At 63.6% G+C, this 14,344-nt stretch carries 13 protein-coding genes; 9 read left to right on the forward strand and 4 right to left on the reverse strand.

The features are described from left to right. The first annotated feature begins 175 nt into the window (after positions 1–175). From tnpA to SM757_RS28870, 9 genes are all read left to right on the forward strand, one after another. Entirely contained in the window at positions 176–541 is a 366-nt protein-coding gene (gene tnpA, locus SM757_RS28830; protein ID WP_322468001.1) for an IS66-like element accessory protein TnpA, read from the forward strand. Beyond that, entirely contained in the window at positions 538–870 is a 333-nt protein-coding gene (gene tnpB / locus SM757_RS28835; RefSeq protein WP_322468002.1) for an IS66 family insertion sequence element accessory protein TnpB, read from the forward strand. The genes tnpA and tnpB overlap by 4 nt, the downstream gene beginning before the upstream one ends. 105 nt (positions 871–975) lie before the next feature. Then, positions 976–2,514, forward strand: a complete 1,539-nt coding sequence (tnpC, locus tag SM757_RS28840; protein ID WP_322468012.1) for an IS66 family transposase — start codon at positions 976–978, stop codon at positions 2,512–2,514. Between the two features lie 507 nt (positions 2,515–3,021). Then, complete coding sequence (locus tag SM757_RS28845; protein WP_322468003.1) at positions 3,022–5,154, forward strand: molybdopterin-containing oxidoreductase family protein; 2,133 nt, start codon at positions 3,022–3,024, stop codon at positions 5,152–5,154. 13 nt (positions 5,155–5,167) lie between these two features. Next, the gene (locus SM757_RS28850; protein WP_322468004.1) at positions 5,168–5,473 is read left to right on the forward strand and encodes a ferredoxin family protein; all 306 of its coding nucleotides are present in this window, start codon (positions 5,168–5,170) and stop codon (positions 5,471–5,473) included. Between the two features lie 14 nt (positions 5,474–5,487). After that, on the forward strand, positions 5,488–6,888 hold the full coding sequence (locus SM757_RS28855; RefSeq protein ID WP_322468005.1) for an FAD-dependent oxidoreductase: 1,401 nt from the start codon (positions 5,488–5,490) through the stop codon (positions 6,886–6,888). Next, entirely contained in the window at positions 6,888–8,018 is a 1,131-nt protein-coding gene (moaA, locus tag SM757_RS28860) for a GTP 3',8-cyclase MoaA (RefSeq protein ID WP_322468006.1), read from the forward strand. Before SM757_RS28855 ends, moaA begins: the two co-directional genes overlap by 1 nt. Before the next feature lie 94 nt (positions 8,019–8,112). After that, on the forward strand, positions 8,113–8,487 hold the full coding sequence (locus SM757_RS28865; protein ID WP_322468007.1) for a nuclear transport factor 2 family protein: 375 nt from the start codon (positions 8,113–8,115) through the stop codon (positions 8,485–8,487). Then, positions 8,487–10,997 (forward strand): excinuclease ABC subunit UvrA, encoded by a 2,511-nt coding sequence (locus SM757_RS28870; RefSeq protein WP_322468013.1) that lies wholly within the window; start codon positions 8,487–8,489, stop codon positions 10,995–10,997. Before SM757_RS28865 ends, SM757_RS28870 begins: the two co-directional genes overlap by 1 nt. Positions 10,998–12,398: 1,401 nt before the next feature. On the opposite strand, the gene SM757_RS28875 is transcribed toward SM757_RS28870, so the two are convergent. From SM757_RS28875 to SM757_RS28890, 4 genes are all read right to left on the reverse strand, one after another. Then, a complete protein-coding gene (locus tag SM757_RS28875) occupies positions 12,399–12,884 on the reverse strand; it encodes a polyprenyl synthetase family protein (protein ID WP_322468008.1) in 486 nt (161 codons plus the stop codon). A gap of 310 nt (positions 12,885–13,194) precedes the next feature. Continuing rightward, positions 13,195–13,413: a hypothetical protein gene (locus SM757_RS28880; protein WP_322468009.1), complete on the reverse strand. Its 219-nt coding sequence runs from the start codon at positions 13,411–13,413 to the stop codon at positions 13,195–13,197. 188 nt (positions 13,414–13,601) lie between these two features. After that, the gene (locus tag SM757_RS28885) at positions 13,602–13,820 is read right to left on the reverse strand and encodes a hypothetical protein (protein ID WP_322468010.1); all 219 of its coding nucleotides are present in this window, start codon (positions 13,818–13,820) and stop codon (positions 13,602–13,604) included. 63 nt (positions 13,821–13,883) lie between these two features. After that, positions 13,884–14,344 (reverse strand): tripartite tricarboxylate transporter substrate-binding protein (locus SM757_RS28890; protein ID WP_322468011.1); only part of this gene is annotated, 461 nt, incomplete at its 5' end.

A 14,344-nucleotide genomic window follows, 5' to 3' on the forward strand; every position in this document is an offset into this window, starting at 1 on the left:
TATCTGCGATCGGTACTGACCCATCGCGCAGATCAGATTCAACGCAGCCAGGAGCTACGTCATGTCAACGCATACCGGAGATCCGAACGTCTTCAGTAAGCGTCCAGCAAAGTCAGGTTGAACGCTCAACAGCGTAACGGTGACGATCGTGTCCATGAAGCAGGAGTAAATGGACATGAACGAAGACAGTAAGGTACGGCGCCGTCGGAAGTACGACGACAAGTTCAAGCAGCAGGTGGTGGCCGAATGCGACCAGCCCGGTGCATCCATTGCAAGCATCGCGCTCTCGCACGGCATCAATGCCAACCTGGTGCACACCTGGCGCCGCGAGTCCCGGCAGGCAAGTGAGCCACCAGCACCACCGCCAGCGACACCGCAGAACCCGCCGACGTTCATTCCCTTGGCATTGGCGCCGAACCCCGTGTCGGTGGCCGCCGACATCCGCATCGAGTTGCGCCGCGGCGGCACGACGGTGGCCGTGACGTGGCCGCTGGGAGCCGCTGCCGAGTGCGCGACTTGGCTGCGTGAGATCCTGCGGTGATCAGCGTCGAAGCCCTGTGGTTGTCCACCGCGCCGCTGGACATGCGCGCGGGCATGGACACGGCGCTGGCGCGCGTGGTGGCCGTCTTCGGCGCGGCCCGGCCGCACCATGCGTACTGCTTCGCTAACCGGCGCGCCGACCGCATGAAGGTCCTGGTTCACGACGGCATCGGCATCTGGCTGGCGGCGCGGCGGCTCAACGCCGGCAAGTTCGTCTGGCCCCGGGACGGCAGTTCTACCCTGACGCTGAGCCAGCCGCAGTTCGACGCGCTGGTGCTGGGGCTGCCGTGGCGGCGCATCGGCGAGGCCGGCGTCATCACGGTGGTGTAGCCCGGCTCAATTGCTGGATGTGCCAATGGCGGCCTGGCCGCCAGTGCTGGCACGATCACGGCCGTGATCACCGACGACCGCCTCGACACGCTGGACCCTGAGCAGATGCGCCAGGTGCTGCTGGAGCTCATGGCTGAAGTGGCGCGCAAGGACGAGCTCATCGCGCAGCGGCAGCGCGAGATGGACCTCAAGCAGTCCACCATCGACAAGCTGACCTACGAGATCGCCCAGCTCAAGCGGCTGCGCTACGGCGCCAAGAGCGAGCACTTCGACCCCGGCCAGAAGCTGCTCTTCGACGAGGACATCGACGCCGACATCGCCGCCGTCGAGGCGCAGCTCGAAGCGCTCAAGGCCTCGGTACCGCGCGACAGCGAGCCCAAGCAAAAGTCCAAGCGCGCCCCGCTGCCGGCCCACCTGCCGCGCCGCGACGTCCACCACGAGCCCGAGGACACCACCTGCCGCTGCGGCTGCGCGATGAAGCGCATCGGCGAGGACGTCAGCGAGAAGCTCGACTACACGCCCGGCACCTTCACGGTCGAGCGCCACGAGCGCGGCAAGTGGGCCTGCTCGCACTGCCGCATGCTGGTGCAGGCCCCGGTGCCGGCACAGATCATCGACAAGGGCATCCCGACGGCTGGGCTGCTGGCCCACGTCGCGGTGGCCAAGCACAACGACCATCTGCCGCTGTACCGGCAAGAGCCGATCTTCGGCCGCGCCGGCCTGGCCATCCCGCGCTCCACGTTGGCAGCCTGGCTGGGCCAGTGCGGCGTGAGCCTGCAGCCGCTGGTGGACGCGCTCAAGGCCGAGCTGCTGCGCTGCGCCGTGCTGCACGCCGACGAGACGCCGGTGGGCATGCTGGCTCCCAAGACCGGCAAGGTCCACAAGGCCTACCTGTGGGCCTACGCCTCGGGCCCGATGGAGCCGATCAAGGCGGTGGTCTACGACTTCGCCATCAGCCGTGCAGGCGAGCATGCCAGGGCCTTCCTTGGACACGACGAGAAAGCGCCCAAGGAAAAGCGCTGGCTCGGCAGCCTGGTGTGTGACGATTACGTCGGCTACTCGGCGCTGTTCCGCCAGGGCGTGACGGAAGCGGGCTGCATGTCCCACGCCAGGAGGTACTTCTTCAAGCTGCACGTCACCAACAAGAGCACGCTCGCAGAGAAGGCCCTGGAATACTTCGGGCTGCTCTACGACGTCGAGCGTCTCATCAAAGACAAGAGTGCGCAGGAGCGGCTGGAAAAGCGCCGCGACCTGGCCGTGCCCATAGCCAACGCGCTGCTCAAGTGGCTCAAGGCCGAGCGCGAACACGTCACCGACGGTACGGCCACCGCCACGGCCTTCGACTACAGCCTCAACCGCTGGGCCGCGCTCACGCGCTACCTCGACGATCCAGCCCTGCCGATCGACAACAACCACGACGAGCAGCAGATCAGGCCTTGGAGCACAGGTCGCAAAAATTGGCTCTTTGCAGGCACGCTCCAGGCCGGCAAACGCGCCGCGGCCATCACCAGCTTGATCCAGTCAGCCAAGCTGAACAAAAACGATCCCTACGCCTACCTCAAGGACGTGCTCACGCGGCTACCGACACAGAAGGCCAGCGAGATCGACGCGCTGCTGCCGCATCGCTGGAAACCGGCCAGCTGAGATCGGCGGCCATCAGTGCCGCCTCGGCGCTGACCTGACTTCCCCAGCCGCTTACCGTCTTCAAGGGCGGATGCCCGCAGGACTGTCCCGACACCTGCGCCATGGTCTACACCGTGGATTCCGGCAGATGGTATCGATGCACGGTGCGCCCGAACATCCGATCACGCGCGGCGCGCCTATGCGTCGAGCTCAAGGACTTCGCCAAGCACCAGTACAGCCCCAATCCCCTGCTCTACCCTCAGCGCCACGTGGGATCGAAGGACTCGGGGCAGTACGAGCCCCCTGGCCTTCGAAAAGCGCATGGAAGGTCTCGGCTGGTCGTTTGCGTCGCTGGATACGGTCTTTCCTTCAGGGAACGTCCACGTCGATAAGCGGGTAGGCGCGCCCCTGGGAGAACTCGGTAGGCCGCCGGGCGGGCTGGCACCATGATTTTTGTGCGACGTGGACCTTTGTCGCATCGACTCTGCCTCCTATCGTTTTGCCATGACGACACCCCAGGAGGTCCGCATGTCGACCCATTCGAGTGACACCCGCATCGTTCGTGGCGCCTGTCCTCAGGACTGCCCCGATACCTGTGCTTTCCTCTATCACGTGGAAGACGAGAAGCTGGTGGAAGTGGCGGGCGATCCGGCGCATCCAATGACGCGCGGAGGCCTCTGCGTGAAGTTGAAGAACTTTGCCGAGCATCACTACAACCCCGATCGCCTGCTGTACCCGATGAAGCGGGTTGGCCCGAAGGGCAGCGGCCAGTTCGCGCGGATCTCCTGGGACGAAGCGCTGGCAACCATCAAGACGAATTGGGACCAGATTATCGCCACGCACGGCGCGCAGGCCATCATGCCCCACGCCTACCTGGGACACCAGGGCACCATCAACGGGCTGACGGCGGGCGACGCGTTCTTCAACCGGCTGGGCTCGACGGTGGCGGAGAAAACGTACTGCGAATCAGGCTCGTCGACGGCCTGGATCATGACGGTGGGACCCACCGGTGGGCTGGACCTGGAGAGCTTGGCCTACGCCAAGTACATCATCGTGTGGGGCATGAACATGCTCAACACAAACATGCATGCCTGGAAGTTCATCCTCGACGCCAAGGCGCAGGGCGCGAAGATCGTCGTGATCGATCCGGTGCGCACGCGCACCGCCAAGCAAGCGGACTGGCACATCCGCATCCGCCCCGGCACCGATGGTGCGCTGGCGCTGGGCATGATGAACGTGATCATCGCGGAAGACCTGGTGGATCACGACTACGTCGAGAAGTACACGCTGGGCTATGAACAGCTGAAGGCGCGCGCGGCGGAGTTTCCGCCCGAGCGCGTGGCCGAGATCACCGGCATTCCGGTAGAAGACATCCTGAAGCTTTCGCGCGAATATGCGACCACGCAGCCGGCCGCCATCCGTGAAGGTGTGGCCATCGAGCGCAGCCCCGGAGGGGGCGACGCAGTACGCGCGGTCACCTGCCTGCCGGCGCTCACTGGCGCCTGGCGGCACGTCGGCGGCGGTGCGGTGGAGATGCCAATCTGGGAGTTCCCGACAGACTTCGGCTTCCTTTGCCGGCCCGACTGGATCAAGCCGGGCACGCGCGTAGTCAACGAGCTTGAGCTTGGAGCTGCCCTCACCGGCGAGATGCCGCTCGACCCACCGATCCAATCGCTGTTCGTCTACAACTCCAACCCGGTGTCGCAGGCCCCCGCCGCTGGCAGCATCGTGCGCGGACTGATGCGCGAGGATCTCTTCACGGTAGTAAGCGAACTCTTCATCACCGACACGGCGAAGTACGCCGACCTGCTGCTCCCGGCCACGATGCAGGCTGAGCAGCTCGACCTGATGGTGACATGGGGCCACCTTTACCTGCAGCTCAACCAGCCTGCTATCGCGCCGCCTGGGGAGTGCGTGCCGAACGTCGAGCTGTTCCGCCGGCTCGCCCGCACGATGGGCTTCGATGACGAGCAGTTCCGCATGAGTGACGAGGCCATGTTGCGCCGTGCCTACGACTGGAGCGATCCCCGCCTGGCTGGCATCACCTACGACAAGCTGAAAGAGGTCGGCTGGATGCGCATCAACGTCGGCCTGCCGCACGAACGCAAGCCGCATGCCGAGGGCAACTTCAAGACGCCGTCGGGCAAGTGCGAGTTCGCCGCCAGCGCTGCGGCCAACGGCAACTTCGTCGTCGGTGTGTGGCGTTCGGGTTACGAGGACATGCAGCCGGGCACGCCGGTTGATCCGGTGCCCAACTACGTCGCTCCGCACGAACAACAGGGCAGCGAGGCCGCGCAGCACTATCCACTCAACCTCGTCTCGCCCAAGCCACATGCGTTCTTGAACACGCAGTACGGCAACGAGGCCACGCAGCAGCGCCGTCAGGGCGAGCAGATCATCGTGATCCATCCAATGGATGCGCAGCCGCGTCGCATCGAGCACGGCAGCTACGTGAGGGTGTTCAACGAGCGCGGCAGCTTCGAGGCGCGTGCCGAGCTGAGCGACGACGTGTCCGAGGGTCTGATGATGACCAACGTCGGTCATTGGCCCGGACTCAACCGCACCGGTACTGCGGTCAACTCCACCACTGCGGCGCGGCACTGCAACCTCGGCCAGGCCGGCGTGTTCTCCGACAACCTCGTCAACATCGAGCGCGTTTGAGGAGGCCACCACCATGACCCACGTCGTAACCGACAACTGCCGCGGCTGCCGCTACACCGATTGCGTGGCCCAGTGCCCGGTGGCGTGTTTCCACGTCAACGAGGCCCGCGTCTACATCAACCCTGGCGTCTGTATCGACTGCGGCGCCTGCATTCCCGCCTGCCCGGTGCATGCGATCGTCGAGGAGTTCGATCTCGCGGAGGACCAGCAGCACTGGATCGGCATCAACGCCGAGGCGGCGACGCGTTATCCGTCGATCCGTGCCCGCATGGCGCCGCTGGAAGGCGCCGACGACCGGCGCCGTGCGCTGGGTTACTGATTGGGGAGGCCATCATGAGTCGTCCGGGTTCAAGCGGGTATCCGTTGCGCGTGGCCGTGGTCGGCAGCGGCCCCAGTGGTTTTTATGCGGCCGAGGCGCTGCTGCAAAGCGGCCTGGAAGTCGAGATCGACCTGCTGGAGCGCCTGCCGGTGCCGTATGGCCTGGTGCGCTTCGGCGTGGCACCCGACCATGCGAAGCTCAAGTCGGTGACGGCCACGTTCGACCAGATCGCCCGCGATCCGCGCCTGCGCTTCTTCGGCCATGTCGAGATGGGACGCGATGTCACTGCGGCGGAGTTGGGTCGGCTCTATCACGCGGTCATCGTCGCGACTGGTGTGGCCGGCGATCGACGACTCGACATCCCGGGGGAAGACCTGTCCGGGGTCCACGCGGCCCGCGACTTCGTTGCCTGGTACAACGGCCATCCGGGCAGCGAGTCGATGCACTTCGATCTGTCGCAGGAAGTGGCCGTGATCGTGGGGCAGGGCAACGTAGCAATCGACGTGTGCCGCATGCTGGCCAAGTCGGTCGATGCACTGCGCCATACCGACATGGCCGCGCATGCGCTCGACGCCATATCGCGCTCGAGGGTGCGCGAGATCCATTTGCTGGGTCGGCGTGGCCCGGTGCAGGCCAGCTTCACGCCGAAGGAGCTGCGCGAACTCGGCATGCTCGACGGTTGGCAGCCGGTGGTCGATCCCAGCGCGTTAGAACTCAACGCGGCGAGCCACGCCGAAGCCGCCGACCCCGCGCGCCCGAACGGCGCGAAGAACCTGGCGCTGCTCGCGGATTTTTCGCAGGCACCTCGGCGCGCTGACCGTCGCATCCACCTGCACTTCCAGGTCGCTCCGGTGGCCTTGCGTGGAGGCGACCGGCTGCGAGGCATCCAACTGCGCGGCCAGCGCCTCGAAGGACCGCGCGGCCGGCAGGTCGCGGTAGAGACCGAGGTGACCAGGGAACTGGAGGCTGGCCTGCTCTTTCGCAGCATCGGCTACCGCGGCGTTGCGCTGCCCGGCCTGCCTTTCGATGCTGCGCGGGGCACGTTGCCGCACCGGGCCGGCCGGCTGTTGGACGAGCACGGCGAGGTGATGCCGGGCTGGTTCACCGCTGGCTGGATCAAGCGGGGACCGACAGGCATCATCGGAACGAATCGCGCGTGTGCTGTCGAGACGGTGGCCAGCTTGCTGTCCGACCTGCCGACGCTGCCGCCGTCGCGCGCAGGCCGCGCCGGTCTCGAAATGTTGCTGCAGCACCATCGCCACCGTGTGGTGAGCTTCAACGAATGGCGCACGATCGAGCAGGCCGAGCGTGAACGCGGCCTGGCGCTTGAAAAGCCCGCGGAGAAGTTCGTGCGTGTCGATGACATGCTGGCCGCGGCCTGGGGAGCCGGCGCTGTGGAACGGAGGGCCGGCTGATGGGCGGGGTCATCATCCCGCTGCGGCCGGTCGGGTTGCTCGCGGTAGACGCCAGCGCCTTTGTGGACGCATCGGCCGCGGCGCTCGATACCCGGCCGCGTGACCAGCTGGGCCGGCCGCTGCGCGAACTGCGCCTTTCCGTCACCGACCGGTGCAACTTCCGCTGCACCTATTGCATGCCCAAGTCGGTCTATGGGCGCGACCATGCCTTTCTGCCGCGCTCGGCCGTGCTCGACTTTGACGAGCTGGTGCGTGCAGCGACCGCGTTCGTCGCGCTCGGTGTGCACAAGATCCGGCTCACCGGAGGTGAGCCGCTGTTGCGCAAGGATATCGAGACCCTCGTGCAGCGTCTGGCTCGGCTGCGCACGGTCGAGGGCGACGCGGTGGAACTGGCCATGACGACCAACGGCACGCTGCTGCGTCAGAAGGCGGCGGGCCTGCGCGCGGCCGGCCTGCAGCGGCTGACGGTCAGCCTCGATGCGCTGGACGACCAGATATTCGGCCGCATGAACGATGTCGAGGTGACGGTCGCGCAGGTGCTCGACGGCGTCGATGCTGCGCTGGCCGCCGGCTTCGGGCCGGTGAAGGTCAACATGGTGGTGCAGCGCGGGGTCAACGAGGGCGAGATCGTGCCGCTGGCGCGTTATCTGCGCGAGCAGTACGGCCCGGCTGTGACCTTGCGCTTCATCGAGTACATGGACGTCGGTGGCAGCGAGCGCTGGCGGCTCGACCAGGTGGTGCCCTCGGACGAGGTGCTGGCGCGGTTGCAGGCGCACTTTCCGCTGGCTCCGTTGCCGGAGCCGCCGGGGAGCACTGCGCAGCGCTGGCGCTATCTCGACGGACAAGGTGAGATCGGCCTCGTGTCCAGCGTCACACGGGCCTTCTGCGGGAGCTGCACACGGGCACGGCTGTCGGCCGATGGGCAGTTCTTCACCTGCCTGTTCGCCTGCCACGGCACCGACGTGCGCGCGCTGCTGCGCGAACCTGCCGGAGCTCAGGGCGATGACCGGCTGCGGGCCCTGATCGCCCGTGCCTGGCGCGGGCGCGACGACCGCTATTCGGAGCGCCGCGCCGACCATCCGACACGGTCGCTGCCCGACCGCGTCGAGATGCACTACATCGGCGGCTGATTCCGCCTACCCATGCGCCGACGCGGCACCGGGGCCGCCACGTCGACGTGTCTTTCCCGGCCCATTTTTTACCCAACTGTCCAAGGAGATACCCATGACCGTCAGCGTCGGATCCACCGTCGAGATCGATGCCATCACCCAGGTGCTCGAGGTCTACATGAACGCGGCCAAGAATGGCCGCGGCAAGGACATGAAGCCCGCGTTTGCCGACCAAGCCACCATCTTCGGCTACGTCGGAGACAACCTCGCCTTCCAGGGGCCGATCCAGTCGCTGTTTGACTGGCACGACAAGAACGGCTCGGCCAAGGAGGTCGTGGCTCGCATCACGCATATCGACGTCGTCGGTACCGTGGCGCACGCTCGCGTCGAGGCCGAGAACTGGACGAGCTACAAGTTCACTGACTTGTTCCTGCTCATCAAGCTCGACGGCGAGTGGAAGATCATCAACAAGGTGTTCCACCTCCATTGATGAACGGGCCCGGGCGCGATGTCTCTGCGCGCAGCGGTGGTTGCGTGCAGGTGCGGGGTGCGCGTGAGCGCAACCTGAAGAACGTCGACGTGGACATCCCGCGCGACGTGATCGTCGCATTCACCGGTGTATCGGGCTCGGGCAAATCCTCGCTGGCCTTCGGTACGTTGTTCGCCGAGGCCCAGCGACGGTACTTGGACTCGGTGACGCCGTTTGCGAGGCGCCTGATCGAGCAGGTGGGCGCGCCGGAGGTCGACCTCATCACGGGCCTGCCGCCGGCCGTCGCACTGGAGCAGCGAAGGGGGCCACCGTCGGCTCGTTCGACGGTGGCCACGCTCACGCACGTGGGCGACACTCTGCGGCTGCTGTACTCACGTTGCGGAGCTCGGGCGCCCGGCTCGCCAGCCCTGGAGGCGAGCGGCTTCTCGGCCCACACCCCGGAGGGCGCCTGCCCGGCCTGTCATGGCCTCGGCGTCGCTTATGAAGTATCTGAACACACGCTGGTTCCGGACGAGACGTTGACGATTCGCCAGAGAGCCATCGCGGCATGGCCACCTGCGTGGCACGGGCAGAACCTGCGCGAGATCCTGGTCTCGATCGGCATCGACGTGGACGTGCCTTGGCGCGACCTGCCCGAGGCACAGCGCCGGTGGGTGCTGTTTACTGACGAACAACCGACCGTGCCGGTCTATCCGGGTCTGTCGCCGGTCGAGATGCGTCAGGCGATCAGCGAGCGCCGGCCCGGCAGCTACCAGGGCACCTTCTCCAGCGCACGCCATTACCTGCTGCAAACCTTTGCGACGACTCATAGCGCCAGCATCCGCCGACGCGTAGCGCGTTATCTGGTGCGAGCGCGGTGTACCGCATGCGGCGGCTGCGGCCTACGACCGGAGGCCCTTGCTGTCACCGTGAGAGGGATGGACATCGCCTCCGTGATGGCCTTGGCGATCCGGGACGCGAAGTGTCACCTCGAATCGGTGCGCGAAGGTGCGGATCCTGCCTTGCGGCGCCTTCTCGAAGACCTCTTGCCGCGGCTGAATACGCTGTGCGATCTCGGGCTCGGCTACTTGCCCCTCGACCGGCCGGCCGACACGCTCTCGCCTGGCGAACACCAACGGGTGCGCTTAGCGACGCTGCTACGTTCGAATCTCTTCGGCGTAGTCTACGTGCTCGACGAGCCGTCCGCCGGCCTGCATCCCGCTGACACCGAGCCCCTGCTGGACGCGCTGGATCACCTGCGTGACGGTGGCAACTCGGTCTTCGTCGTTGAGCACGACCTCGACGTAGTGCGGCGTGCCGATTGGGTGGTAGACATCGGGCCGGACGCCGGCGAGGGCGGCGGTCAGGTGCTCTACAGCGGGCCGGTGGAGGGGCTGGCTGCAGTGAGCACATCGCGGACCGGGCGCCATCTGGCCGCGAGGACGCCTACCGTGTCGCACGCGCCACGCGCGCCGCGTGGTTGGTTGGAGCTGTCAGACGTGCATTGCCACAACCTGCACGGCGTCGACGTGCGCTTTCCGCTGTCGGTATTCACCTGTGTCACCGGGGTTTCAGGCTCAGGCAAGACAAGCTTAGTCGGGCGTGCGCTCGTCGAGCTGGTAGGTTCCTTGTTAGACCCGCCGGAAGCCGACGATGACGAGGTGGCCGAACTGGACGACGTGCTGCCCCATGTCGCAGCTGCATCTTGTACTGGGCGCGTGGTCGGAGAGCTCCACGGTGTCGTTCGCTTGGTCGCCATCGACCAGAAGCCCATCGGCCGTACGCCGCGCTCCAACTTGGCCACCTACACCGGACTGTTCGATTCAGTGCGGGCCCTCTTCGCTGCCACGCCATTGGCACGGGCGCTGGGTTACCGTGCTGGACGCTTCTCGTTCAATGTCGCCAGCGGTCGCTGCCCTAAGTGCGAAGGTGCGGGGCACGTCGTGGTCGAGTTGATGTTCCTGCCAAGCGCCGAAGTCGTGTGTCCGGCGTGCCGCGGCCGGCGTTATGCCGACGACACGCTGCAGGTGACTTGGCAGGGCCGCAACGTTGCCGACGTGCTGGCCCTGAGCGTCGACGAGGCTGCCAAACTCTTCGAGGGGCACCTTTCGATCGTCGCGCCGCTACAGGCGCTTCGTCGCCTCGGGCTCGGCTACCTTCGGCTCGGCCAGCCGGCAACGCAGCTTTCGGGTGGAGAGGCGCAGCGTATCAAGCTGGCGACTGAGCTGCAGCGTGCGCCGCGAGGTCACACGCTTTACGTCCTTGACGAGCCGACCATCGGTCTTCACCCGAGCGATGTCGAACGTTTGACGTCTGCATTGCACGGATTGGTCGATTCCGGTCACACCGTCGTGGTGATCGAGCACGACATGCGCGTTGTCTCGCAAAGCGATTGGGTGATCGATCTGGGGCCCGGTGCCGGCGACGCGGGGGGCACCGTTGTCGCCAGCGGTACGCCACTAGCGCTGAGTCGCAGCAAGGCGAGTCGTACGGCTCCCTATCTGAGGCAGGTACTGACCGGGTCGGGATGAGCTACGTCGTGGTGGTATCAGTCGTCGCTGTCGTTCGTCAGTGCGTCCTACTCGGTCGCCTTGGCTGCAGCGACCGCGGCACTCTCCAGCGCATTGCTCATGCTCAGCGCTTCATGGAGGCGCTGAGCAATCTGCCGCAGCGCGTAAGGGCTTATTTCGAAGACGAACAGGCCGCGTATGCCAGCTCATGGGCCACGTACTCTGTTTACTTGTTGGGTTGATAAGCGCAAATAGCTGAGGGCGCTTTCGGTCCCTAGGCAAGCCATCGTGAGCTTGTGCCAGCACTGTTGGCTCAGCCAAGTCCCCGCTCTGGCCAGCGACGCATCATCACGCTGGTACTCGCCACTCGCTCGGTGTACCAGCCTGCACTACCATGAGGTAGCCGAGTACTGGTGTAATCTGAAAGAAAAATATGGCTTGCGAAATAGCACCGAAAAATGATTTTGGCTGTGAGCAGTGCTGGCCATCTAGCGCAGCCGTGGCTTGGACTGCAACACGCGGTCTTACTCTGCAGGCAATGCTGATTGATGAATCCCACTACCGTGTCTCAATTCGAGCGTGCCATGTTTGCTCTCAGCAGTTTCTCTCGGTTTTTACTGAGATGATTGACTGGGTTGACGGAGAGGATCCTCAGGACTGGACGCGTTTACCTATATCCCACTCTGAAGCTGCGACGCTCTCAAGGTCAGGTGATTCTTTAACAGAACCCGAAATTGAAGCGGTGGGAAGCAGTCGGAAAAGCCTCAAGTTCACTCATCCAAAAAGTACAGAACCCGGATGCTACTGGAGGATTGGTATTTCGGTTGGTCCGCACGATTAAAGGCAAATTTTCATCGATTAATTGATTGACGCCCATCGGATGTTATGTCAATTTGACTGCGCAACAAGCCCTAAAAATAATCGACCTATATGGCATCGTCACGCCGACATGATGCTACTTGGCCATGCACCCGTTAATCGTTCGTGCAGCACCTGAAACACGCTTGTTTCTTGCGCTGGAGACTTATGCCGGTCCCTCACTTACTTGCGACCATTCAACGGCTTTAACCAAGTCGTTGTAGATGACGGCATACCGGCACCCTGCTCCAGCGTGGTCGTTTCTGCTCCCTAAATTGCAATCGACGGCGCAGCAGCTATTCTGTTCTCACGTTTTCCTGAGTGGCTTGTCGAGGCTGAATCTGGCCAAGCTGCGGCCAACTTCTAGAGCGCGTCGACCTGGGTTCTTTACAAAATGCGAGTAATTGACTTGGCGTGCTCAACTTCCGCAAGCACAAACTGCTTCGCTTGTACCAGTCCCGGGATGGCTTCGGCAGCCGCTGCAAACATGCCTGGATAGGACTCCCTATCGTACAGGTCGGCCAGCGTGATACTCTGCCATTTACTTCTGTCCACCTGTTCAAGCTACTGGCGGACGTAGTAAGCCGTACCCAGATGCAGCCCGTACACGGCCAGGGCTTGTTCGGTCGAGGCATCGGCTTTCGACAGGATTGCCGAGCACTGTGCCGTTGCCTCAAACAGCTTGCCCGTCTTGCCACGAATGTTGTTGATGTACCTGGCTGCATCACACTCGGCACACGCAGGGGTCTGCAGATCCAACACTTCGGCCTCAGCAATGGCTGTAGTTGCATCGGAGAGGATGCGAGCGATTCGGTGATCTTTCAGATCAACGATCGCGCGAAATGCGGCTGTGTAGAACAGGTCACCGAGCAGCACGTTAGCTGCATTGCCCAAGCCGGCAAGAGCGGCATCGGGGCCCTGGCGACCGCCCGTCTCCTCGTGCACGTGGTAGTGCAGATACAGCGAGGCATGGATCAATTCCACCGCCGCAGCCAGTGTCGCGTGGTTCTCGCCCGCTGTCCCGAGCACCTCAGCCACCTGCAGCGCCAATTCCCCCCGGGATAGGCATGTGCTGGATCGAAAAGCCAGTGGGCTGCATACTGTACTAAGTCATTGTCGTGCTTGATATAGCGGCGCAGGGCAGCGCCCACCAACTGGCGCCTGCGCAGGGCATTCGGGCACATCCTGGTGTGGCAATGATTGGGATGTGGGTTGGCTGGGCCATATTGGACTTACGAATACAACATGGCGCTCGCCAGACTACGAAATTTCATAGCTTTGGTGCATTTATGCACCAATCGTCTTACCGGGCGTCTTTCTCTATCGATGCGAGCTGCTCTTCAGCGTCGTGTAGTTTCCGTCAAGACGAAGCTACCGCGCGCACAAGCGGCCGGCTGAACTGGTGGCCAATAACGGCTCTCGCGTAGAGATAATTATTGAGGGTGTGCTCGGCCATGGCATCCATGTCTACGTGACCCGTTTCGTCACAGGGAAACGCCATCACCGTATTGGCATCGCGGAGCGATTCAAAGCACAACTCGAAACTGGTTTTTTCGCCAATCGAAAACAGCACGTTCATGAAACTTCTCCATCATGACGGTGTGGATCGTTGTGAGCGGAGTTGAGGTATGGCATCGCACCACGCTGACGGTGCTGCGATCGAATCGCGTGGCCCAGACGCGACTTGTCGGCGATCGAATCAGTACACCAGCTATCCACGCAACTGAAGATCGACTCTCGATCGCAGTTAATAGGCAGTTGGTGCTTTTATTTCTGCGCCATCATGTCAACTGAATTGAGCGTTCGCTTGACTATGGACGAGCCACCCACCCTCTGGTTTGCTGCCATGATCGGGAACACTACCCGGTACCTATCTCGCAGAGCGCAAATCTCTTGCCTGGCCTGTCCAAGCGTCACCTCGCCACGAACGGCACGCCGTTCAAGGTCTGCCATTGCAATTTCATATTCCAGCGGAAAACCGTTCATCTTGAACCTTCCTGGATAGGAATTGATCCATTGGTTCGTTGCTATCCGCCGAATCTCCGGCGATCAATCAGGCGTGATGTTTCGTGCCTTCACGATGCCGCTGAAAACCCGTGTCTCCGCTTGAACCATGTCTCTGAACGCTGCAGGAGTGACGGGTACTGCTTGTGCGCCGACTTCCGCAAATCGCGCTTTCACTACAGGTGTGGAGAGAATCTTGTTGATTTCCCTGTTGAGGTGTTCCACAACGTCTGGTCGCGTACCGGCCGGTGCATAGATTCCAAAGAGGCTGTCGGCAAACACGTGACCGAAACCTTCCTCCGCAAACGTCGGCGTCTGGGGAGCGAGCTCCGTTCGCGTTTTGCTTGCGACGGCCAGCAGCTTCAGCTTTCCAGTCCGCACTGCAGCCAGCGTCGTTGCAGGGACGAATGCAAAATCAATTTGGCCGGCCATCACGTCCTGAATAGCCGGCGCAAGGCCTCGGTAGGGAATGTGCGTGGCCGACACATTGGCGTAGTGTTTGAACG

The organism is Azohydromonas lata, assembly GCF_034427735.1.
GTDB classification, from domain to species: domain Bacteria; phylum Pseudomonadota; class Gammaproteobacteria; order Burkholderiales; family Burkholderiaceae_C; genus Azohydromonas; species Azohydromonas lata.